We start from the raw sequence: 20,060 nt of genomic DNA, 5'->3' as shown, positions 1-20,060 counted from the left end.
CCCCGCCCCGCGGCCCCGCTCCCCCCCGCCGCGAGAGCGCGCTTTATACCCCCCTCCCCAACCCCTGTCAACACCCCCCGTCCGACTTTTTTCACTCACACCAAACAAGCCCCGATGTCCCTTGCGGTTTTGCCCCTCCCCAGGACCAAGGGACGAAAGGGACACAAGGGACCCAAGGGGCGGGGGGCGTGCCGGCCACGGGGCTACCAGAGCAAGGTCCCGATGCGGCCCAGGCGGGGCAGGTGGCGCTCCGAGTCCCAAGACCAGTAGATGATGAACGCCTTCCCGCGGATCCGAGCGTCCTCCACGAACCCCCAGAAGCGGCTGTCGTAGCTTCGGTCGCGGTTATCGCCCATGACGAAGTAGCTTCCGGGGGGCACCTTCACCGGCCCGAAGTTGTCCCGGCGCTCGAACCCCTCCGGGAGGGTCAGGGGATCCACGTGCACCCCCCAGGGATCCTCGATGGCCTTCCCGTTGATGAAGATCTTCTTGTCGCGGATTTCCACCGTGTCGCCGGGTTCGCCGATGATCCGCTTGATGAAGTCCTTGGTGTCGTCCACCGGGTAGGCGAACACCACGATGTCCCCCCGTTTGGGGGGCCGGATCCGGAGGATCCGCTTGTCCGTGTACGGGATCCGGATGCCGTAGAGGAACTTGTTCACCAGGAGGTGGTCCCCGATCTGGAGCGTCGGGAGCATGGACCCCGAGGGGATCTTGAAGGCCTGGACCACGGCACCCCGGATCGCGACGGCCAGCAGGATCGCCACGACCAGGGCCTCGGCATATTCTGGAATCTTCTCCCAAGAGTCGCCTCTTTCCTGCTGCGGCAGATATTTCAGTGCGCAGACGGCAAGAATCGCTCCCAAAAAATAGAGAACGGTCCCCCCCCTGCGCCCGCCTCCCACCGATCGAAACACAGCACCACTATCACCCCCCGACAAAAACCAGGCCAAACCAATAGCAAGGCCACACCACACTAGATAATACTTTGAAAAAATCTCCTCCGCCCTTGAACATGGCTCCTTCCAGTGGTCAACAGCATACCCCAATAAAACGAACCCAGCTGCAATAAAGAATAACAGCAATACCGGACTGAGCTTTTGATATTGAGGCACCCGAAGCATAAAGTTCAGTAGAGAAAAGATCAGCCCCCCGCTGACAAGGGCTGTCCCTCCCCACAAGTATGCTTTTCTTTTTCGTTCGGTCCACTCGGCCGCGCTCATTCGTCACCCACCTTGAGGATCGCCAGGAACGCCTCCTGGGGAATCTCCACCCGACCCACCTGCTTCATGCGCTTCTTTCCTTCCTTTTGCTTCTCCAAGAGCTTTCGCTTCCGGGTGATGTCGCCGCCGTAGCACTTGGCCGTGACGTTCTTCCGCAGCGGCTTCACGTTGGTCCGTGCGATCACCCGGGAGCCGATGGCCGCCTGGATGCTCACCTCGAAGAGCTGGCGGGGGATCAACTCCTTCATCTTCCGGGTGAGCTCGCTACCCCGGTGGTAGGCCTTGTCCCGGTGCACGATCACGCTCAGCGCGTCCACCGGCTCGCCGTTCACGAGGATGTCGAGCTTCACCAGATCGGACGGCCGGTACTCCAGGAACTCGTAGTCCAGCGACGCGTATCCCCGGGACACGGTTTTCAGCCGGTCGTAAAAATCGAGCACGATCTCCCCGAGGGGAAGCTCGAACTCGAGCTGCACCCGGCTGCGGCCGTGGTAGAGGAGATTGCGCTGGATGCCCCGGCGGTCGATGCACAGCTTCATCACGTCACCCACGTACTCGTCGGGCACGTGGATCGTGGCCACCACGAACGGCTCCTCGATGCGGGCGAGCAGGTTCGCCGGCGGCAGGCTCGCCGGGTTTTCGACCTCCACGACCGTGCCGTCGGTTTTGACCGCCCGGAACCGAACCGTGGGGGCCGTGGTGATGAGATCGAGCCCGAACTCCCGCTCCAGTCTCTCCTGCACGATCTCCATGTGCAGGAGCCCCAAAAACCCGCACCGGAACCCAAAGCCCAGGGCCTGGCTCACCTCCGGTTCGAACCGAAAGCTCGCGTCGTTCAACCTGAGCTTCTCCAGGGCGTCCCGCAGGGCGTCGTAGTCGGCCGGGTCCTGGGGGTAGAGGCCGCTGAACACCATGGGGCGGACCTCCTGGAACCCCGGCAGGGCCTCGGCGGCCGGCCGCTCCGCGGCCGTGATCGTGTCGCCGATCTTGACCTCGCGAACCTCCTTCACCCCGGCGATCACGAACCCCACCTCCCCGGTCCCCAGCTCCGGAACCTCCTGGGGACGGGGCAGGAACACCCCCACCCGCTGCACCTCGAACTCCCGGCCCGTGGCCATGAACCGGATCCTCCCGCCGCGGCGCACGGCCCCGTCCACCACCCGCACCACGGCCACGACCCCCTGGTAGGCGTCGTACCAGGAATCGAAGATGAGGGCCCGCAAGGGCGCCTCGGGGTCGCCCTTCGGCGGAGGGATCCGGCGCACGATGGCTTCCAGCACCTCCTCGGTGCCAATCCCCTGTTTGGCGCTTGCGAGCACCGCGTCGCTCGCGTCGAGGCCGATGATCTCCTCGATCTCGGCCTTCACCTCGTCGGGCCGGGCCCGGTCGAGATCGATCTTGTTCAGAACCGGTACGATCTCGAGGTCGTTTTCCACCGCCAGGTAAACGTTGGCGAGAGTCTGGGCCTCCACCCCTTGGCTCGCGTCCACCACCAGGATGGCGCCCTCGCAGGCCGCGAGGCTCCGGGACACCTCGTAGGAGAAGTCCACGTGTCCCGGCGTATCGATCAGGTTCAGCACGTAGTCCTGGCCGTCGGCGGCCCGGTAGGTGAGGCGCACGGTCTGGGCCTTTACGGTGATACCCCGCTCCCGCTCGATCTCCAGGGTGTCGAGCATCTGGTCGCGGGCCTCCCGCTCGGTCACGGCCCCGGTCCGTTCCATCAGGCGGTCCGCGAGCGTGCTCTTGCCGTGATCCACGTGCGCGATGATGCTGAAATTGCGGATGCGTTCCTGCGGCGTCATGCGCCCATGTTCTCCTTCGCGAGGATGGCCGCCCCCACCACCCCGGCATCGTCTCCCAACAGGGAGGCGGCCCACCGGAACCGCTCCAGCGGACGCGAAAACGCCCGCCGTCTTAGTTCTCTCCGGGCGTGGGGCTCGATCAGATCCCAGGCCCCGGCGAGCCCGCCCCCGATCACCATCCGGTCCAGATTGAGGAGGTTCACGAGTCCGGCCGCCGCGACGCCCACGGCCGCCCCGGCCCGGGCGAACACCTTCCGCGCCCTCGGGTCCCCGGCCCGGGCGGCCCCGGCGACGGCCGCGGCCCCTCCCTCCGTTGGGACGCCGGCCGCGCGGGCGGCCGCCACCACCGCCGTGGCCGAGGCGTACACCTCCAGGCAGCCCCGGGCCCCGCACCGGCAGCGCGGCCCGCCGGGGCGAAGCGGCATGTGCCCCACCTCCCCCGCCGTGCCGTCGGGGCCCCGGTACAGGGCCCCGTCAAGGATCAGTCCCCCCCCGACCCCCGTGCCGAGGGTCATCACCAGGAGCGCCCGGGCCCCCCGGCCCGCCCCCTTGGCCCACTCGCCCACGGCAATCGCGTTCACATCGTTTTCCACCCGCACGGGCAACCCTAGCGCCCGGCAAAGGTCGCCGCCGACCTCGCGGCCGTTGAGCGCTGGGAGGTTGGGCGCCACGGCCACCCGCCCCCGGTCCGGGTCGACGAGGCCGGGCACCCCGATCCCCACCCCCGCCGCGGCCCCCGGCCCCGGGGCGACCTGAGCAACCCCCTCGGCGATGGCCCGAAGCAGCTCCTCGTAGGTCCAGTCTCCCCCGGATCTCCGCCACCGTTTGCGGACCCGCATCGAACGGTCCAAGGCAGCGATCCGGAGGTTGCTGCCCCCGAGATCGACCCCCACCCAGATTCCCTGGCGCTCCACCGTCGCCTCCCGGCCGTGCCCGTGCCCCCGCGCCGCGCAAGAGGCGCGAGTCTAGCAGCGGGGCGTCTCGTGGGTAAAGCAGCGCCGCCACCCGGCGCTTTGACACGCTTTCCCCCCCGGTGTTATCAACCGATCCGTGCCCCCGCCCGGCGCCGCGCCCTTCCGGGGGAGACCGAAACGACCCACCGCGGGGACGACCCCGCCACGGAGGTTCCGACATGAAAATCGCGATCAGCGGAAAAGGGGGGGTGGGGAAAACAACCTTGGCCGGCTGTCTGGCCCGGTTCCTCGCGGACCAGGGGCAGACGGTGCTCGCCATCGACGCCGACCCCGACTCCAACCTGCCCTCGGCCGTGGGCGTGCCCCCCGAACGGCTCGCCGAGATCCAGCCCCTCGCCGCCATGAAGGACCTGGTGGCCGAGCGCACCGGCGCCCAGCCCGGAACCATGGGGGGCATGTTCAAGCTCAATCCCAAGGTGGACGACATTCCGGACCGGTTCTGCCTGGAGCACAACGGGGTGCGGCTCCTCACCCTGGGCACCGTACCGAAGGGCGGGGGCGGGTGTCTGTGCCCCGAGAGCACCCTCCTTCGGGTGCTCATGCGCCACCTCATGGTGGGCCGCGGCGAGACGGTGATCGTGGACATGGAGGCCGGCCTCGAGCACCTGGCCCGGGGGAGCACCGAGAGCATGGACGCCTTCGTCGTGGTGGTGGAACCCGGCCAGAGGGCCATCCAGACGGCCCACCAGATCCGGCGGCTCGCCACGGACCTGGGCGTCAAGGAGGTGCTCGTGGTGGGGAACAAGGTCCGGGACGAGGAGGACCGGGAGGTCATCGCCCGCGGGGTCGCCCCCATGCCGGTGCTGGGCCACCTCAGCCTCCGGGACTCCATCCGGGACGCGGACCGCAAGGGGGTGAGCCCCTACGACCTGGACCCCGGACTGCGGGAGGAGGTGGCGGGGATCTACGCCGCGATCCAGGGGTTCCGCAAGGACGGCGGCGACTGAGCACAAAAAGGGCAGGCCCTCGGGCCTGCCCTTTCCTGGTTCCCGCGGTCGTTCGGTTCCGGCCGGCCTACTCCGCTCCAGCCTCGGCCTCTTCTTCCTGGGCCTCGTCTCCGGCGAACGGCCCGTCCACCAGTTCCAGAAGGCTCACCGGCGCGTTGTCGCCCCGGCGGTACCCGAGCTTCACGATCCGGGTGTACCCGCCCGGGCGGTCCTTGTACCGGGGCGCGATCTCCTCGAAGAGCCGAGCCACCGCGTCGCGCCCGCGCACGTACGCCAGCGCCTGGCGCCGGGCGTGGAGCGTTCCCTCCCCGGCCAGGGTGATCAGCTTCTCCGCGACCCGCCGCGCCTCCTTGGCCTTGGCGTCGGTGGTCTTCACCCGGCCGTGCTCGAACAGGGAGGTCACCAAGTTCCGGAGCATCGCCTTTCGATGGGCGGTCGACCGTCCCAGCTTCCGACCCGCTTTGCGATGACGCATCTCTAACCCCTTCTTCTCGTAGGCTCAGGCTTCCTCTTCCGGGGCCCCCTCCTCCGGAGGGGTCCAGCCGGGGATCTCCATGCCCAGGTGCAGGTTCATCGTGGCCAGCACGTCCTTGATCTCGTTCAGGGACTTCCGGCCGAAGTTCTTCGTTTTGAGCATCTCGGCGTCGGTCTTCTGCACGAGCTCCCCGATGTAGCGGATGTTCGCGGCCTTCAGGCAGTTGGCCGCCCGAACCGAGAGCTCCAGTTCGCTCACCTTACGGTCCAGGTTCGGGTTGTACTCGTAGCGCTCCCCCGTGCCCTCCACAGCGCTCACCGGACGGGCTTCGGGCTTCTCATCCTCATCGAAGTTGATAAAGACCTGCACCTGCTCCTTCAGGATCTTGGCCGCATACCCCAGCGCGTCGGCCGGGGTCACGCTGCCGTCGGTCCAGATCTCCAGGATCAGCCGGTCGTAGTCGGTGCGCTGCCCCACCCGGGCTTGCTCCACCCGGAAGTTCACCTTCTCGATGGGGCTGAAGACCGCGTCCATCGCGATCCAACCGATGGGCATGTCCTCGTCGCGCATCCGGTCGGCGGTCACGTACCCCTTGCCCACCTTCACCACCATCTCGGCCTCGATGGTGGCCCCCTCGGAGAGGGTGGCGATCCGGTGGTCGGGATTGAGCACCTCCAGGGTGCTGCCCACCTCCAGGTCGCCGGCCTTCACCTCGCCCGGTCCGGTGCGCTTGAGCCGGATGCGCTTGGGCTTGTCGGTGTGGGCGCGGAACCGCACCTCTTTCAGGTTCAGGATGAGGTCGGTCACGTCCTCCTTCACCCCGGGGATCGTGCTGAACTCATGGGGCACCCCCTCGAAGTGCACCTGACAGATCGCGGCGCCCTGGAGGCTCGAAAGAAGCACTCGGCGAAGGGCATTGCCCAGCGTGGTGCCAAACCCCCGCTCCAACGGTTCGGCCGTGAACCGGCCATACCGATCGGTGAGCGTGGCCTCCTCCACCTCGATGCCCTTCGGTCGGATCAACTCTTCCCAGTTGCGTTCCCTCAAGGTATCCACCCTCCGCAGCTCCTCCAAGGGGCGTCCCAACGCCCGTTACTTGGAGTACAGCTCCACGATGAGGTGCTCTTCGATCGGCAGCGTGATGTCCTCGCGCTCCGGCCACTCCTTCACGGTGCCCTGGAAGGCCTTCGGGTCCACCTCGACCCACCGCGCCGTGCCCCGGCTGCCCAGGGCCTCGAGCGCCTCCTGCACCGCGGGGATCTTCCGGCTCTTCTCCCGCACCGTCACCACATCCCCCGGCTTGGTCTGATACGACGGGATGTTCACCTTGCGGCCGTTCACCTCGATGTGGCCGTGGCGCACCAACTGCCGGGCCTGGTTCCGGCTCACCGCGAAGCCCATCCGGTACACCACGTTGTCGAGCCGGCACTCCAGGAGCCGCAGGAGGTTCTCACCCGTCACGCCCTTGCGCCGGTCGGCCTCTTGGAAGTAGCGCCGGAACTGGCCCTCCAACACGCCGTAGATCCGGCGGACCTTTTGCTTTTCGCGCAACTGCCGGCCGTACTCGGTCACCTTCTGCCGGCCCTGCCCGTGCTGGCCCGGGGGGTAGTTGCGCCGTTCCACGGCGCACTTGTCCGTGTAGCAGCGGTCGCCCTTCAAAAACAGCTTCATGCGCTCGCGCCGGCACAGCCGGCACACCGATCCGCGATACCTGGCCAAAATGGTCCTCCTTCCGGCTCGCTACGCCATCACACCCGGCGCCGCTTCGGGGGCCGGCATCCGTTGTGGGGGATCGGGGTCACGTCCTTCACCCCGGTGATGTTGAGCCCGGCGGCCGCAAGGGCCCGCACCGCGGCCTCCCGGCCGGAGCCTGGCCCCTTCACGAACACCGCGATGTTGCGCACGCCGTGCTCCATGGCCTTTTCGGCGGCGTCCTTGGCCGCCAACTGCGCTGCAAACGGCGTGCTCTTTCGCGACCCCTTGAACCCCGCCACGCCCGCGTTCGACCAGGCGATGGTGTTCCCACTCGGGTCCGTGATGGTGATGATCGTGTTGTTGAACGTGCTCTGGATGTGGGCCACCGCGTCCCGGATGTTCTTCCGGACCTTTTTGGTGCGCCGACTCGCTCCCTTTGCCATGGGTCCTCCGTTTGGTTCCTACGCTATGCCCGACCGTCACCGCCGCCGGGGGCCCTTGCGGGTCCGCGCGTTGGTCCGGGTCCTCTGCCCGCGCACCGGCAACCCGCGGCGGTGCCGCAGCCCCCGGTAGCAGCCCAGATCCATGAGCCGCTTGATGTTGCCGAGCACCTCGCGACGCAGGTCGCCCTCGACCTTGTACTTGGCGTCGATGATCCGCCGGATGCGGTTCACCTCGTCGTCGTCAAGCTGCTCGGTCTTCTTGTTGAAGTCGACCTCGGCCTCTTTCAGGATCTTCTGGGCACTGGTGCGCCCGATGCCGTAGATGTACGTGAGCGCGATTTCGATCCGCTTGTTCTTCGGCAGATCCACCCCAGCGATACGTGCCACAGGTCAACCTCCTTTTAGCCTTGCCGCTGCTTGTGCCGCGGGTTCTCGCACACCACCCGCACCACGCCTTTGCGCTTGATGATCTTACACTTGTCGCAGATCCGCTTCACGGACGGTCGGACTTTCATGAGCCTCTCCTTCGCTCGAAGGCTACTTCTTTCGGTAGACGATGCGCCCGCGGCTCAGGTCGTACGGCGACAGTTCCACGGTGACCCGGTCGCCCGGCAGGATCCGGATGAAGTACTTGCGCATCTTCCCCGACACGTGGGCCAGCACCTTGTGCCCGTTGTCGAGTTCCACCCGGAACATCGCGTTGGGCAGGGGTTCCACCACGGTCCCCTCGACCTCGATCGCCTCTTCCTTCGCCATGTGCGCTCCGCCTCGTTAGCTTAGCCGCGTCAACACCTGGGGGCCCTTTTCCGTGATCGCCACGGTGTGCTCCGTGTGGGCGGCCAGGCTCCCGTCTTTGGTCCGGGCAGTCCACCCGTCCGGGTCCAGGACCACCCCCACGTCGCCGTCGTTGATCATCGGCTCGATGGCCAGCACCATCCCCGGCCGAAGCCGCACGCCCGTGCCCCGGGTCCCGAAGTTGGGCACCTGGGGTTCCTCGTGGAGGGAGCGGCCGATCCCGTGGCCCACGAACTCCCGGACCACCGTGAAACCGGCCCCCTCCACGACCTCCTGCACGGCCGCGGAGATGTCTCCCACCCGCCGGCCCGGCCGTGCCTCCCGGATCCCGGCCTCCAGGGCTTCCTCCGCCACCCGGATCAGCCTCCGGGCCCGCTCGGAGCACTCCCCCACACACACGCTGAACGCCGCGTCGCCGTAAAAGCCGTCCGCCACCACGCCGAAGTCCACGCTCAGGAGGTCCCCTTCCCGCAGCACCCGCTTCGGGCTCGGGATGCCGTGCACCACCTCATCGTTCAGGGAGGTGCACAGCACGCACGGAAACGGTTCCCCCCGGTGGTTCGGCACCCCCTGGAAGGCCCCCCGCACGCCGCGCCGCTTGAGTTCCTCGCGCGCCAGGACCTCTAGGTCCCAGGTGGTCGCCCCGGGCCGGGCCGCCTCCTTCACCTTGGAGAGGATCTCGGCCACGATCCGGTTCGCCCGCGCCATGGCCCGGATCTCGGCCCGGGACTTGAGGACGATCAACCCTCCAAGACCTCCAGAATCCTCTGGTAGATCTCATCCACCGACCCCTGCCCGGGAATCCGCCGCAGAAGCCCGGCCTTCTCGTAGTACTCGACGAGCGGCGCGGTCTGCTCGTGATAGACCTTGAGCCGGGACCGGATCGTCTCCTCCCGGTCGTCGTCGCGCTGGTAGAGCTCGCCCCCGCACTTGTCACACACCCCCTCCTTGGCCGGGGGCGAGAACTTCACATGATACATGGCCCCGCACTTGCGGCAGGTCCGGCGACCGGTGAGCCGCTCCACGAGGTCCTCGTCGGGCACCTCGATGCTCACCACGTGGTCGATGGCCTGGCCCAGCTTCCCGAGCACGCCCTTCAGCGCGTCGGCCTGGGGCACCGTGCGCGGGAATCCGTCGAGGATGAACCCCTTGGCGCAGTCGGGCTCCTGGAGCCGCTCCTCGATGATGCCGATCACGACCTCATCGGGCACCAGCTTGCCCGCGTCCATGTACTCCTTGGCCTTCCTACCGAGCTCCGTGCCGTCCCGGACGGCGGCGCGGAGGATGTCCCCGGTGGAGATCTGGGGGATGCCGTACCGCTCGATGAGTCGCTTCGCCTGCGTTCCCTTGCCCGCCCCCGGGGGGCCCAACAAAATCAGCCGCATCGTCTCTCCCTCCTCTCCCGAATCACGAAACGATCCCGCCCCCGGGCGCCACCTACCGGCGGCCCCGGATCCGGCGGCCTCCCATGAGCCCCTCGTACTGCCGCGCGATGAGGTGGGTCTCGATCTGGGCCACGGTGTCGAGGGCCACCCCAACGACGATCAGGAGCCCCGTGCCCCCGAAGTAGAACGGCACCCCGAACCGGCTGATCAGGATCGTGGGCAGCACGCAGATGGCGCTCACGTACAGGGCCCCCCAGAACGTGAGCCGCGACAGCACCTTGTCGATGTACTCGGCCGTGCGCTGCCCGGGCCGGATGCCCGGGATGTACCCGCCGTACTTCTTCAGGTTGTCGGCCACATCCACCGGGTTGAAGGTGACGGCCGTGTAGAAGTACGCGAAAAAGAAAATCAAGACCACGTAGAGGGCGTCGTGAAGCCAGTTTCCCGGCGACAGCCACGCGGTCACCGTCTGCACCCAGGGGTGGTCGATGAACTGCCCCACCGTGGTCGGGAACATCAGGAGCGACGAGGCGAAAATCGGCGGGATCACCCCGGCCGTGTTCACCTTGAGGGGCAGGTGGCTCGCCTGGCCGCCGTACACCCGCCGGCCCACCACCCGTTTGGCGTACTGGATCGGGATCCGGCGCTGCGCCCGCTCGACCCACACGATGAAGAACACCACCGCAATCATGAGGGCCACCAGGAACAGCACCACGAACAGGTTGAGCTGCCCGGCCTTCATCAGTTTGAAGGTGTTCACGGCCGCGCCCGGCAACCCCGCCACGATGCCGGCGAAGATGATGAGGCTGATCCCGTTCCCGATGCCCCTCTCGGTGATCTGCTCCCCGAGCCACATGATGAACGCGGTGCCCGCCGTGAGGGTCACCACGGTCATGAGACGGAACCCCCAACCGGGCCACAGCACCACGCTGGCCCCGCTCGGGCCGGCCATGCCCTCGAGCCCGATGGCCATGCCGAAGCCCTGGATCAGGGTCAGGAGCACGGTGCCGTACCGGGTGTACTGGGTGATCTTGCGCCGGCCCTGCTCCCCCTCCTTGGAGAGCTTCTCCAGGGTCGGGCTCACCACGGTGAGGAGCTGCAGGATGATCGAGGCGCTGATGTAGGGCATGATGCCGAGCGCGAACACGCTCATACGGCGCAGGGCCCCGCCCGCGAACATGTCGATCAGGCCGAAGATGCTTCCCTGGCCCCGGTTGAAGAACTCCGCGAGGGCGGTCGCGTCGATGCCGGGCACCGGCACGTGGGCGCCGATCCGGTACACACCGAGCAGCACGAACGTTACGAGAAGTCGGCGTTTGAGCTCGGGGACCTTGGCGAGGCCCTGCCAGTCTCCGGCCAAGTTACACCTCCTTCACCTGGCCGCCCGCCGCCTCGATCTTCTCCCGGGCTCCCTTGCTCACCCGATGGGCGACCACGACGAGCCGGCGCTCCAGCTCCCCCTTGCCGAGAACCTTGACCCCGTCTTTGAGCTTCTTGATGAGCCCCTGCTCCAAGAGGAGCGCCGGGGTCACCTCGGTGCCGTCCTCAAACCGGTTGAGGTCCCGGACGTTGACGTAGGCGTACTCCTTGCGGAAGGGGTTCCGGAACCCCACCTTGGGCAGGCGCCGCTGGAGCGGCATCTGCCCCCCCTCGAACCCCCGCTTCACGGTGTTGCGGGCCTTCTGGCCCTTCTGGCCCCGGCCCGCGGTCTTCCCCAGGCCCGACCCCTCGCCGCGGCCCACCCGCTTGCGCTTCGTCACCGCCCCGGCGGGGCGCCGTATGTCGTGCAGTCGCATGGCGCTCTATCCTCTTCGTTCTCAGGGTTACGCCCGGATCTCGTCGAGGGCCTTGCCCCGGCGGTCCGCGATGTCCCGGGGATCCCTCAGGCGCAGGAGCCCCTCCATCGTGGCCCGCACCACGTTATGGGGGTTGTTGGTGCCGATGCATTTCGTGAGCACGTCGCGCACCCCCACCGACTCCAGCACGGCCCGCACGGCCCCGCCGGCGATCACCCCGGTACCCGGAGCGGCCGGTTTCATTACCACCTTGGCCGCGCCGAACTCTCCGATGACCTCGTGGGGCAACGTGCCGTCGATCACAGGGATCTCCTTGAGCTCCCGCTTGGCCCGCTCGACGGCTTTCCGGATCGCCTCGGGCACTTCCTTGGCCTTGCCCAGCCCGATTCCCACCTTGCCGTTCTGGTTACCCACCACCACGAGGGCGCTGAACGAGAACCGCCGGCCGCCCTTCACCACTTTCGCCACCCGGTTCAGGAACACCAGGCGGTCGGTGAACTCCTGGTCCCTGGCCTCTTGGCCCCTGCCGATCTTGCTCAAGGATCTTCCCTCCTCGCTGGGCCCAATGCGCTAGAACTGGAGGCCGGCTTCCCGAGCCGCCTCGGCCAACGCCTTGACCTTGCCGTGGTAGAGGTAACCGTTCCGGTCGAACACCACCCGGGTGATGTCGCGCGCGAGCGCCTTGCGCCCGATCGCCAACCCCACGGCCCGGGCGGCCTCGACGTTCCCGGTGGATTTGAGGTCGCCCCTGAGGTCGCGCGCCACGGTCGACGCCGCCACCAGGGTGCGGCCCGTGGAGTCGTCGATGATCTGGGCGTAGATGTGCTTGAGGCTCTTGTACACGGTGAGCCGGGGCCGCTCCGGGGTGCCCCGAATCTTCTTGCGGACCCGCTTCTTCCGGGCCAGCCGGGCCCGGCGCTTCGCTTCCAGTCGGTTCATGGCGGTCGGCTCCTCAAAGCGCGCGCCCGGGGGTTACCGTGCCCCGGACTTCCCTTCCTTGCGAACGATGTGTTCCCCCACGTACCGGATGCCCGTGCCCTTGTACGGTTCGGGCGGCTTGACCCGCCGGATCTCGGCGGCCACCTGGCCCACCCGCTGTCGGTCAATCCCCATCACCGAGATCAGGCGCTGGTCCTTGACCTCGATCTTCACGTCCTGGGGCACCGGGTACTCCACCGGATGGGAGAACCCCAGGTTCATCACGAGCGTGTTGCCCTGGAGGTTTGCCCGGTACCCCACGCCCTCGATCTGGAGGTCCTTCTGGAACCCCTGGGTCACGCCGGTCACCAGGTTCTGCACCACGCTGCGGGTGGTGCCGTGGAGCGACCGCATCCGGCGGTCGTCGCCGGGGCGGGTGACCCGGATCTCCCCGTCGTCGATCTCGAGCCCGATCCCGTCTGGGATGCGGGCGCTCAGGGTGCCCTTGGGCCCCTTCACCGTGAGTTCGGGCGCCTGGAAGCGCACCTCGACGCCCTTGGGCACCACCACGGGCTTCTTTCCGATTCTGGACATCGGTTTCTCTCCGCCTTACCAGACTTCGCAGATGACCTCACCCCCGACCCCGAGCGCCCGGGCCTTGCGGTCCGTGAGGATGCCCTTCGAGGTGGAGACGATGACCGTGCCATACCCGCTCCGGGCCTTCGGAAGCTCGTCCTTGCCCACGTAAACCCGCCGGCCGGGCTTGCTCAGGCGGCGCAGCGATTCGATCACCGGCTTGCCCTCGTTGTCGTACTTGAGCCGCGCCACGAGAACCCCCTGTTTCCCGTCGTCCTCGTAGTCCACGCCGGCCAGATACCCCTCCTCCACCAGGATCTCGAGGATCGCCCGCTTGATCTTGGAGGCGGGGATGATCACCGTCTTCTGCCCGGCCATCAGGCCGTTGCGGATGCGGGTGAGCATGTCCGCGATGGGATCGGTCATCGACATACCCGTCGTCTCCTTCGAATCGAGCCTACCAACTGGCCTTGGTCACGCCCGGCAGAAGCCCCTCGTGGGCAAACTTCCGCAGGCACACCCGGCAGAGTTGAAACTTCCGGTAATACCCCCGGGGCCGTCCGCAGACCCGGCACCGGTTCCGGTACCGCACCCGGAACTTGGGCATCTTCTTCTGCTTTTCCATCTTCGCTGTCGTAGCCACGGTACCCTCTCCTCAACCGGATCAGTTGCGGAACGGCATGCCGAGCTCCCGAAGAAGCTCCTTGGCCTCCTCGTCGGTCTCGGCGGTGGTGGCGACGGAGACATTCATCCCCTTCACCTTCTCGACCTTCTCCAGGTCCACCTCGGGGAAGATCACGTGCTCGGCAATGCCCAGCGTGTAGTTCCCCCGGCCGTCGAAGCCCTTGCCCGAAACCCCCTTGAAGTCACGCACCCGGGGAAGGGCCACGTTGATCAGGCGGTCCAGGAACTCGTACATCCGGTCGCCCCGCAGGGTGACCCGACACCCCACCGGCATGCCCTCGCGCAGATGGAAGTTGGCGATGGAGCGCTTGGCCCGGGTGACCACCGGCCTCTGCCCCGTGATCGCCGCCAGGTCCTCCACCAGCTGATCCAGGAGTTTCGGATTGTCCTTGGCTTCGCCGGCACCGATGTTTACCACCACCTTCTCGATCTTGGGCACCTGCATCACGTTGCGGTACCCGAACTTCTTCATCAGGTGGGGCACGACCTCCTGCCGGTAACGCTCTTTCAGTCTCGCCATGGCTACCCTTTGCCCACGCTCGGTCCCAGACGCCGCTATTTGTCGAACACTTCGCCGCACCGCTTGCAGGCGCGGACCTTGCGGCCGTCTTCCAACACCCGAAAACCCACCCGCACCGGGCGGTCGCACTTCTCACATACCAACGCCAGGTTCGAGAGGTGGACCGGCGCCTCCTTCTCGAGGATGCCCCCCTGGCTCACGGCGCTCGGCTTCATGTGCCGCTTCACCACGTTCACCCGCTCCACCAGGGCCCGGTCCCGCTCCCGGAGGACCCGCAGCACCTTGCCGCGCTTGCCCCGGTCGTTCCCGGCGATCACCTCCACCATATCGTTGCGCTTGATCTTGGCTCCCATGCCGAGGCTCCTTACCGCTCGGGCCCGCTCACAGCACTTCCGGCGCGAGCGAAACGATCTTCATGAAGTTCTTCGCCCGCAGCTCCCGGGCCACCGGGCCGAACACACGCGTGCCGATGGGCTCGCCGTCCTTGTTGATCAACACGGCCGCGTTGTCGTCGAAGCGGATGTAGCTGCCGTCCGCCCGCCGCACGGGCTTGCGGGTCCGCACCACCACGGCCCGCATCACCGAGCCCTTCGTGACCTTGCTGTTCGGGATGGCCTCGCGCACCGACACCGTGATGATGTCGCCCACGGTAGCGTACTTGCGCTTTGACCCGCCGGCGATCCGGATGCAGTAGACCTTCTTGGCACCCGAGTTGTCGGCGACGTTCAGAACCGTTTCCTGCTGAACCATAGCCCGCTCTCCTTACCGCCACCGGCCCGGTCGGCTCAAACGGCCCGTTCCAGGACCTGCTTCACCCGAAACCGCTTGCGCCGGCTCAACGGGCGGGTCTCCTCGATGAGCACCTTGTCGCCCACCCGGCACTCCCCGGCCTCGTCGTGGGCCAGGTACTTCTTGGACCGAAGGACAAACTTTCCGTAATCGGGGTGGGGCCGCCGGCCCTCGACCCGCACCGTGACCGTCTTTTGCATCCGGTCGCTGACCACGACCCCGACGAACCGTTTCCGGTGTCCCCGCGTCTTCTCTGCCATGTCGGGCCCTCTCATCCGCTCGCCAAGGCGCCCCGCCGCTCGCGGAGCACCGTCAGGATCCGGGCGATCTCCCGCTTCGCCTGCCGGATCCTCGCCGTGTTCTCCAGTTGCCGCAGCGCGTGCTGGAACCGCAGGTTAAAGAGCTCCTGCCGGAGTTCCCGCTCCCGGGCCTCGAGCTCGGCGTCCGTCAGTTCCCGAAGCTCCTTAGCGCTCATACACGTCCTCCCTCGAGATGATCCGGGTCCGCACCGGCAGCTTGTACTGGGCGAGGCGCAGGGCCTCCCGGGCGAGTTCCTCGCTCACCCCCCGCACCTCGTAGAGGATCCGGCCCGGCTTGACCACCGCCACCCACCCCTCCGGGGAGCCCTTCCCCTTTCCCATCCGGGTCTCGAGGGGCTTCTTGGTGATGGGCTTGTCCGGGAAGATCCGGATCCAGACCCGGCCGCCTCTCTTGATGTGACGGGTGATCGCGATCCGCGCAGCCTCGATCTGCCGGTTGCTGACCCACCCGTTCGTGACCGCCTGAAGGGCGAAGTCGCCGAAGTTGATCTGACTCCCCCGGTAGGCCAGGCCCTTGCGGCGGCCCCGGTGCTGCTTTCTCCACTTGGTCGACTTGGGCATCAACATGGTCAGCTACCCCTTGCCAACTTCGGCCCCTCGGCGTCGGTGAGGATCTCTCCCTTGAAGATGATCACCTTCACGCCGATCACGCCGTAGGTGGTGCGGCTTTCCGCGAATCCGTAGTCGATGTCCGCCCGCAGGGTGTGGAGCGGCACCCGCCCCTCCCGGTACCACTCGGTGCGGGCGATCTCGGCGCCCCCGAGCCGGCCGGCGCAGGCCACCCGGATCCCCTCGGCGCCGAGCTTCATGGCCGCGTTCACCGCCCGCTTCATGGCCCGGCGGAAGCTGACCCGGCGACGCAGTTGGTCGGCGATGTTCTCCGCCACCAACTGGGCGTCGAGCTCGGGCCGCTTGATCTCCCGGACATTGATGAAGACCTCCCGCCCGGTCTTCTGGGCCAAGAGCTTCCGAAGCCGTTCGATCTCGGCCCCCTTCTTGCCGATCACGATGCCCGGGCGGGCCGTGTGGATCTCCACGAGGATCTTGTGGGCCACGCGCTCGATCTCGATCCGCGAGACCCCGGCCTCCTGGAGCTCCCGCTTGAGGAGGCCCCGGATCTCGAAGTCCTCGTGGAGCGTGGCGGCGTAGTCCTTCTCGCGGAACCACCGGCTCAACCAGGGCTTGTTGATGCCGACCCGAAATCCATAGGGATGGACTTTCTGACCCACCGAAACCCTCCTCTACCGTTCCTCGAGAACCACCGCCACGTGGCTGGTGCGCTTCATGATCGGGGTGGCCCGCCCCCGGGCCCGGGGCCGCCAGCGCTTGAGCGTGGGGCCCTCGTCCACCCGGATCTCCCGTACCCAGAGCTGGTCGATGTCGAGGCCGTGGTTGTTCTCCGCGTTGGCCACGGCCGACTCGATCACCTTGCGCACCGGGAGGCTCGCCCGCCGGGGCGTGAACCGCAGGATCCGGATCGCCTCCTCCACCCGCCGTCCCCGCACCAGGTCGGCCACCAGCCGGACCTTGCGGGGGGACATCCGCAGATACCGCAACGTCGCCTTCGCTTCCATTCGAAGATCCTCCCGCCGGATCAGCGGCGCTTGCCCTTGCCTTCGCCCTTGATGTGCGACCGGAAGGTGCGGGTGGGGGCAAACTCGCCGAGCTTGTGGCCCACCATGTTCTCCGTCACGTACACCGGGACAAAGGTCTTACCGTTGTGCACGGCGAACGTGAGCCCAATGAAGTCCGGGGTGATCGTCGAGCGTCGAGACCAGGTCTTGATGACGCGGCGATCCCCGGTCTGCTTCGCGGTCAGCACCTTCTTGAGCAAGTGCTCGTCAACAAACGGGCCTTTCTTCAGGGAACGAGCCATCGATCAAGCTCCTACTTCCGCCGCCGGATGATGAACGGGTCACTCGTACGATTCTTCCGCGTCTTCTTGCCCTTGGTGGGCACGCCCCAGGGGGTCACCGGGTGGCGGCCGCCCGAGGTCCGGCCCTCGCCGCCGCCGTGGGGGTGGTCCACCGGGTTCATGGCCACGCCCCGCACGGTGGGGCGGATGCCGAGCCACCGGGACCTACCGGCCTTCCCGATGGAGATGTTCTCGTGGTCCTCGTTGCCCACCTGGCCCACCGTGGCGTAACACTCCAGCCGCACCCGGCGCACCTCCCCGGAGGGGAGCCGCAGGGTGGCGTACTCGCCCTCCTTCGCCAGAAGCTGGGCGTAGGTGCCGGCGGCCCGCACGATCTGGCCGCCCTTGCCCGGCTTGAGCTCCACGTTGTGCACGAGCGAGCCCAGAGGCATCTCGGCCAGCGGCAGGGCGTTGCCCGGCCGGATCTCGGAGCCCGGACCGGCCTGGATCGTGTCGCCGACCTTGAGATCCTTGGGGGCCAGGATGTAGCGTTTCTCACCGTCGGCGTAGGTCAGCAGGGCGATCCGGGCGCTCCGGTTCGGGTCGTACTCGATCGAGGTCACGCGTGCCGGAATGCCCCGCTTGTCCCGCTTGAAATCGACGACCCGGTACCGCCGCTTGTGCCCCCCGCCGATGTGCCGGCAGGTGATCCGCCCCAGGTTGTTCCGCCCCCCGGACTTCTTCAGGGGCCGCACCAGAGATTTCTCGGGCTCGGTCCGGGTGATCTCGTCGAAGGCCGAGACCGTCATGAACCGCCGCCCCGGGGAGGTGGGCCGAAACCGTTTGATTGCCATGGTCTATCCCCTCTTGCCAACAGCGCCCCCGGGCCCTCGGGCCCGTTACACGCCCTCGAACAGCTCGATGTGCTCGCCCTCGTGGAGCGTCACGTAGGCCTTCTTCCAGTTCTTCCGACGGCCCACGAACCGGCCCACCCGGGCCTGCTTGCCCCGGACGATCACCGTGCGCACGGCCTTGACCTTGACCGAGAACACCTTCTCCACGGCCGTCTTGATCTCGGGCTTCGTGGCCTTCGGGTCCACCTCGAACACCACGGTGTTCGCCTCTTCCCGCAGGGCCGTGGACTTCTCCGTGATCACGGGCCGCCGGAGAACGTCGTAGTGGCTGCGCGCCATGGTCACACCCTCTCCTGGATCCGCTCGAGCGCCCCCTGGAGGAGCACCAGTTTCTCGTAACGCAGGATGTCGTAGACGTTGAGCCCTTCGGGCCGGAGCACCTTCACCTGGGGCAGGTTTCGGGCGGACTTCTCCACCACCTCGTCCCGCTCGGCCACGACGATCAGCGCGTTCTCGGCCCCCAGGGCCTTGAGCCTCGCGGCGAGCTGCTTCGTGCTGATCCCCTCGAGCCCCAGCGATTCCACGACCAGGAGTTCGCCGTCCCGGGCCTTCGCGGCCAGGGCAGACCGGAGCGCCAGTCGCCGCTTCTTTTTGGGCATCGAATACGCGTAGCTGCGCGGCTGGGGCCCGTGGACCGTGCCGCCCCCCTTCCACAGCGGGTTGCGGCGGTCACCCACCCGGGCCCGGCCCGTGCCCTTTTGGACCCAGAGCTTGCGGCCACTGCCCGCCACCTCCGAACGGGTCTTGGTCGCGTGCGTGCCCCGACGGCGGTTCGCCGTCTGCATGCGGACCACCTCCCACAGGAGGGCCTCGTTCACCGGCGCGCCGAAGATCTCCTCCGGGAGGTCCACCCGGCCCACCTCTTCGTTTGCGGCATTCACCAACGGTGTCTCCATCGCCGTCTCCCGTCTCTACGCCCTAAGCCTCGCGCCTACCGGTTCCCCGCCTTCACGGCCGGTCGCAGGAGCACCGTGCCGTTCTTGGCGCCGGGCACCGCGCCCCGGAGGAGGATCAGGTTCCGCTCCGGGTCCACCTCGACCACCTGGAGGTTCTGAACGGTGACCCGGCGGGCACCCATGCGGCCCGCGAGTTTCTTGCCCTTCCAGACCTTACCCGGATGCTCCTTGGCCCCGATGGACCCCGGAGCCCGGTGAAACATGGACCCGTGGGAGGCGCGGCCGCCGCCAAACCCGTGGCGCTTGATGACGCCCTGGAACCCCCGCCCCTTGCTGAACCCGGTCACGTCCACCAGGTCCCCGGGTTTGAAGAGGTCGGCCTTGAGCACCTGGCCCACCTCGAACTCGTCCGGGTTCTCCACCCGGAACTCCCGCAGGATGCGCCGGGGCTCGACCCCCGCCTTGCGGAAATGGCCCTTCATCGGGCGGTTCACCTTGTGGGGCTTGACCTCGCCGAACCCCACCTGGATGGCATCGTACCCGTCGGTCTCCCGCGTCTTCTTCTGGACCACGGTGCACGGGCCGGCTTCCACCACCGTCACGGGGATCAGCTCTTCACCGCCCATGAAGATCTGGGTCATCCCCAGCTTGCGTCCGATCAGTCCTTTGGCCATCGGAACTCCCTTGCCTTATCTCGAACACCGACCCGCCGATCAGAGCTTGATCTCGACGTCTACGCCGGCCGACAGATCCAGCTTCATCAGCGCGTCGATCGTCTGCTGGGTGGGATCCAGGATGTCCAGGAGCCGCTTGTGGGTGCGGATCTCGAAGTGCTCCCGGGATTTCTTGTCGATGTGGGGCGACCGCAGCACGCAGAACCGGTTGATCTCGGTGGGCAGGGGGATCGGCCCCGACACCCGGGCTCCGGTGCGCCGGGCCGCCTCCAGGATCTCCTTCACCGACTGGTCCAAGAGCTTGTGGTCGTACGCCTTGAGGCGAATCCGGATCTTGTCGCTGGTCATGCCGCGCTCCCAGGCCCTCTACCTATTCCAG

At 67.4% G+C, this 20,060-nt stretch carries 34 protein-coding genes; 1 reads left to right on the top strand and 33 read right to left on the bottom strand.

The genetic code is table 11. The features are described 5' to 3' along the window. Positions 1 to 203 precede the first annotated feature (203 nt). The 3 genes from lepB to ACYQ8L_RS15800 form a co-directional block, all read right to left on the bottom strand. Positions 204 to 794 carry a signal peptidase I gene (gene lepB, locus ACYQ8L_RS15810; protein WP_459942779.1) on the bottom strand — a complete coding sequence of 197 codons (591 nt, stop codon included), beginning with the start codon at positions 792 to 794 and terminating at the stop codon, positions 204 to 206. A gap of 425 nt (positions 795 to 1,219) precedes the next feature. Further along, entirely contained in the window at positions 1,220 to 3,025 is a 1,806-nt protein-coding gene (lepA, locus tag ACYQ8L_RS15805) for a translation elongation factor 4 (RefSeq protein ID WP_459942776.1), read from the bottom strand. Beyond that, positions 3,022 to 3,939, bottom strand: coding sequence for an ROK family protein (locus tag ACYQ8L_RS15800; RefSeq protein WP_459942775.1), 918 nt, complete (start codon positions 3,937 to 3,939; stop codon positions 3,022 to 3,024). Before ACYQ8L_RS15800 ends, lepA begins: the two co-directional genes overlap by 4 nt. 218 nt (positions 3,940 to 4,157) lie before the next feature. Here ACYQ8L_RS15800 and ACYQ8L_RS15795 point away from each other — a divergent pair, with 218 nt between their 5' ends. Next, positions 4,158 to 4,946, top strand: a complete 789-nt coding sequence (locus ACYQ8L_RS15795; protein ID WP_459942774.1) for an ATP-binding protein — start codon at positions 4,158 to 4,160, stop codon at positions 4,944 to 4,946. 67 nt (positions 4,947 to 5,013) lie between these two features. Here the strand turns inward: ACYQ8L_RS15795 and rplQ are convergent, their stop codons facing one another. From rplQ to rpsJ, 30 genes are all read right to left on the bottom strand, one after another. After that, positions 5,014 to 5,364 carry a 50S ribosomal protein L17 gene (rplQ, locus tag ACYQ8L_RS15790; protein ID WP_459942773.1) on the bottom strand — a complete coding sequence of 117 codons (351 nt, stop codon included), beginning with the start codon at positions 5,362 to 5,364 and terminating at the stop codon, positions 5,014 to 5,016. Positions 5,365 to 5,445: 81 nt separating this feature from the next. Then, positions 5,446 to 6,477, bottom strand: a complete 1,032-nt coding sequence (locus ACYQ8L_RS15785) for a DNA-directed RNA polymerase subunit alpha (protein WP_459942772.1) — start codon at positions 6,475 to 6,477, stop codon at positions 5,446 to 5,448. Positions 6,478 to 6,513: 36 nt separating this feature from the next. Continuing rightward, positions 6,514 to 7,140 (bottom strand): 30S ribosomal protein S4, encoded by a 627-nt coding sequence (gene rpsD / locus ACYQ8L_RS15780; RefSeq protein WP_459942771.1) that lies wholly within the window; start codon positions 7,138 to 7,140, stop codon positions 6,514 to 6,516. Between the two features lie 29 nt (positions 7,141 to 7,169). Beyond that, entirely contained in the window at positions 7,170 to 7,559 is a 390-nt protein-coding gene (gene rpsK / locus ACYQ8L_RS15775) for a 30S ribosomal protein S11 (RefSeq protein WP_459942770.1), read from the bottom strand. 36 nt (positions 7,560 to 7,595) lie between these two features. Next, positions 7,596 to 7,946, bottom strand: a complete 351-nt coding sequence (rpsM, locus tag ACYQ8L_RS15770; RefSeq protein ID WP_459942769.1) for a 30S ribosomal protein S13 — start codon at positions 7,944 to 7,946, stop codon at positions 7,596 to 7,598. A gap of 14 nt (positions 7,947 to 7,960) precedes the next feature. Beyond that, entirely contained in the window at positions 7,961 to 8,074 is a 114-nt protein-coding gene (rpmJ, locus tag ACYQ8L_RS15765) for a 50S ribosomal protein L36 (RefSeq protein ID WP_025324271.1), read from the bottom strand. Positions 8,075 to 8,096: 22 nt separating this feature from the next. Beyond that, entirely contained in the window at positions 8,097 to 8,315 is a 219-nt protein-coding gene (gene infA / locus ACYQ8L_RS15760; RefSeq protein WP_459942768.1) for a translation initiation factor IF-1, read from the bottom strand. Positions 8,316 to 8,330: 15 nt separating this feature from the next. Continuing rightward, on the bottom strand, positions 8,331 to 9,098 hold the full coding sequence (map, locus tag ACYQ8L_RS15755; protein WP_459942767.1) for a type I methionyl aminopeptidase: 768 nt from the start codon (positions 9,096 to 9,098) through the stop codon (positions 8,331 to 8,333). Then, positions 9,095 to 9,739 carry an adenylate kinase gene (locus ACYQ8L_RS15750; protein WP_459942766.1) on the bottom strand — a complete coding sequence of 215 codons (645 nt, stop codon included), beginning with the start codon at positions 9,737 to 9,739 and terminating at the stop codon, positions 9,095 to 9,097. Before ACYQ8L_RS15750 ends, map begins: the two co-directional genes overlap by 4 nt. 52 nt (positions 9,740 to 9,791) lie before the next feature. Continuing rightward, positions 9,792 to 11,099: a preprotein translocase subunit SecY gene (gene secY, locus ACYQ8L_RS15745; RefSeq protein WP_459942765.1), complete on the bottom strand. Its 1,308-nt coding sequence runs from the start codon at positions 11,097 to 11,099 to the stop codon at positions 9,792 to 9,794. 1 nt (position 11,100) lies between these two features. Then, a complete protein-coding gene (gene rplO, locus ACYQ8L_RS15740) occupies positions 11,101 to 11,535 on the bottom strand; it encodes a 50S ribosomal protein L15 (protein WP_459942764.1) in 435 nt (144 codons plus the stop codon). Between the two features lie 27 nt (positions 11,536 to 11,562). After that, on the bottom strand, positions 11,563 to 12,066 hold the full coding sequence (gene rpsE, locus ACYQ8L_RS15735) for a 30S ribosomal protein S5 (RefSeq protein ID WP_459942778.1): 504 nt from the start codon (positions 12,064 to 12,066) through the stop codon (positions 11,563 to 11,565). Between the two features lie 39 nt (positions 12,067 to 12,105). Further along, positions 12,106 to 12,474: a 50S ribosomal protein L18 gene (gene rplR / locus ACYQ8L_RS15730; RefSeq protein ID WP_459942763.1), complete on the bottom strand. Its 369-nt coding sequence runs from the start codon at positions 12,472 to 12,474 to the stop codon at positions 12,106 to 12,108. Between the two features lie 33 nt (positions 12,475 to 12,507). Continuing rightward, the gene (gene rplF, locus ACYQ8L_RS15725; protein ID WP_459942762.1) at positions 12,508 to 13,047 is read right to left on the bottom strand and encodes a 50S ribosomal protein L6; all 540 of its coding nucleotides are present in this window, start codon (positions 13,045 to 13,047) and stop codon (positions 12,508 to 12,510) included. Positions 13,048 to 13,062: 15 nt separating this feature from the next. Then, a complete protein-coding gene (rpsH, locus tag ACYQ8L_RS15720) occupies positions 13,063 to 13,461 on the bottom strand; it encodes a 30S ribosomal protein S8 (RefSeq protein ID WP_459942761.1) in 399 nt (132 codons plus the stop codon). Positions 13,462 to 13,486: 25 nt separating this feature from the next. Continuing rightward, the gene (locus ACYQ8L_RS15715; protein WP_459942760.1) at positions 13,487 to 13,672 is read right to left on the bottom strand and encodes a type Z 30S ribosomal protein S14; all 186 of its coding nucleotides are present in this window, start codon (positions 13,670 to 13,672) and stop codon (positions 13,487 to 13,489) included. A gap of 21 nt (positions 13,673 to 13,693) precedes the next feature. Continuing rightward, positions 13,694 to 14,233: a 50S ribosomal protein L5 gene (rplE, locus tag ACYQ8L_RS15710; protein ID WP_459942759.1), complete on the bottom strand. Its 540-nt coding sequence runs from the start codon at positions 14,231 to 14,233 to the stop codon at positions 13,694 to 13,696. A gap of 35 nt (positions 14,234 to 14,268) precedes the next feature. Further along, a complete protein-coding gene (rplX, locus tag ACYQ8L_RS15705; protein WP_459942758.1) occupies positions 14,269 to 14,586 on the bottom strand; it encodes a 50S ribosomal protein L24 in 318 nt (105 codons plus the stop codon). Positions 14,587 to 14,614: 28 nt separating this feature from the next. Further along, positions 14,615 to 14,983: a 50S ribosomal protein L14 gene (gene rplN, locus ACYQ8L_RS15700; RefSeq protein ID WP_459942757.1), complete on the bottom strand. Its 369-nt coding sequence runs from the start codon at positions 14,981 to 14,983 to the stop codon at positions 14,615 to 14,617. Between the two features lie 35 nt (positions 14,984 to 15,018). Next, entirely contained in the window at positions 15,019 to 15,282 is a 264-nt protein-coding gene (gene rpsQ / locus ACYQ8L_RS15695; RefSeq protein ID WP_459942756.1) for a 30S ribosomal protein S17, read from the bottom strand. Positions 15,283 to 15,293: 11 nt separating this feature from the next. Then, the gene (gene rpmC / locus ACYQ8L_RS15690; RefSeq protein ID WP_459942755.1) at positions 15,294 to 15,497 is read right to left on the bottom strand and encodes a 50S ribosomal protein L29; all 204 of its coding nucleotides are present in this window, start codon (positions 15,495 to 15,497) and stop codon (positions 15,294 to 15,296) included. Beyond that, positions 15,487 to 15,909: a 50S ribosomal protein L16 gene (gene rplP, locus ACYQ8L_RS15685; RefSeq protein ID WP_459942754.1), complete on the bottom strand. Its 423-nt coding sequence runs from the start codon at positions 15,907 to 15,909 to the stop codon at positions 15,487 to 15,489. Before rplP ends, rpmC begins: the two co-directional genes overlap by 11 nt. A 2-nt stretch (positions 15,910 to 15,911) precedes the next feature. Continuing rightward, positions 15,912 to 16,571 carry a 30S ribosomal protein S3 gene (gene rpsC / locus ACYQ8L_RS15680; protein ID WP_459942753.1) on the bottom strand — a complete coding sequence of 220 codons (660 nt, stop codon included), beginning with the start codon at positions 16,569 to 16,571 and terminating at the stop codon, positions 15,912 to 15,914. 12 nt (positions 16,572 to 16,583) lie between these two features. Further along, a complete protein-coding gene (rplV, locus tag ACYQ8L_RS15675) occupies positions 16,584 to 16,916 on the bottom strand; it encodes a 50S ribosomal protein L22 (RefSeq protein WP_025324253.1) in 333 nt (110 codons plus the stop codon). Between the two features lie 20 nt (positions 16,917 to 16,936). After that, positions 16,937 to 17,218 carry a 30S ribosomal protein S19 gene (rpsS, locus tag ACYQ8L_RS15670; protein ID WP_459942752.1) on the bottom strand — a complete coding sequence of 94 codons (282 nt, stop codon included), beginning with the start codon at positions 17,216 to 17,218 and terminating at the stop codon, positions 16,937 to 16,939. 11 nt (positions 17,219 to 17,229) lie between these two features. After that, entirely contained in the window at positions 17,230 to 18,051 is an 822-nt protein-coding gene (gene rplB / locus ACYQ8L_RS15665; protein ID WP_459942751.1) for a 50S ribosomal protein L2, read from the bottom strand. A gap of 45 nt (positions 18,052 to 18,096) precedes the next feature. Continuing rightward, positions 18,097 to 18,390 (bottom strand): 50S ribosomal protein L23, encoded by a 294-nt coding sequence (locus ACYQ8L_RS15660; RefSeq protein WP_459942777.1) that lies wholly within the window; start codon positions 18,388 to 18,390, stop codon positions 18,097 to 18,099. A gap of 2 nt (positions 18,391 to 18,392) precedes the next feature. Continuing rightward, on the bottom strand, positions 18,393 to 19,007 hold the full coding sequence (gene rplD, locus ACYQ8L_RS15655) for a 50S ribosomal protein L4 (RefSeq protein ID WP_459942750.1): 615 nt from the start codon (positions 19,005 to 19,007) through the stop codon (positions 18,393 to 18,395). A 35-nt stretch (positions 19,008 to 19,042) separates the two neighbouring features. Beyond that, positions 19,043 to 19,681 (bottom strand): 50S ribosomal protein L3, encoded by a 639-nt coding sequence (gene rplC, locus ACYQ8L_RS15650; RefSeq protein ID WP_459942749.1) that lies wholly within the window; start codon positions 19,679 to 19,681, stop codon positions 19,043 to 19,045. Between the two features lie 39 nt (positions 19,682 to 19,720). Then, positions 19,721 to 20,029, bottom strand: a complete 309-nt coding sequence (rpsJ, locus tag ACYQ8L_RS15645) for a 30S ribosomal protein S10 (protein ID WP_025324247.1) — start codon at positions 20,027 to 20,029, stop codon at positions 19,721 to 19,723. Positions 20,030 to 20,060: the final 31 nt, after the last annotated feature.

This window comes from Deferrisoma palaeochoriense (assembly GCF_054656955.1).
This window is presented reverse-complemented; position numbering and strand designations above follow the sequence as displayed.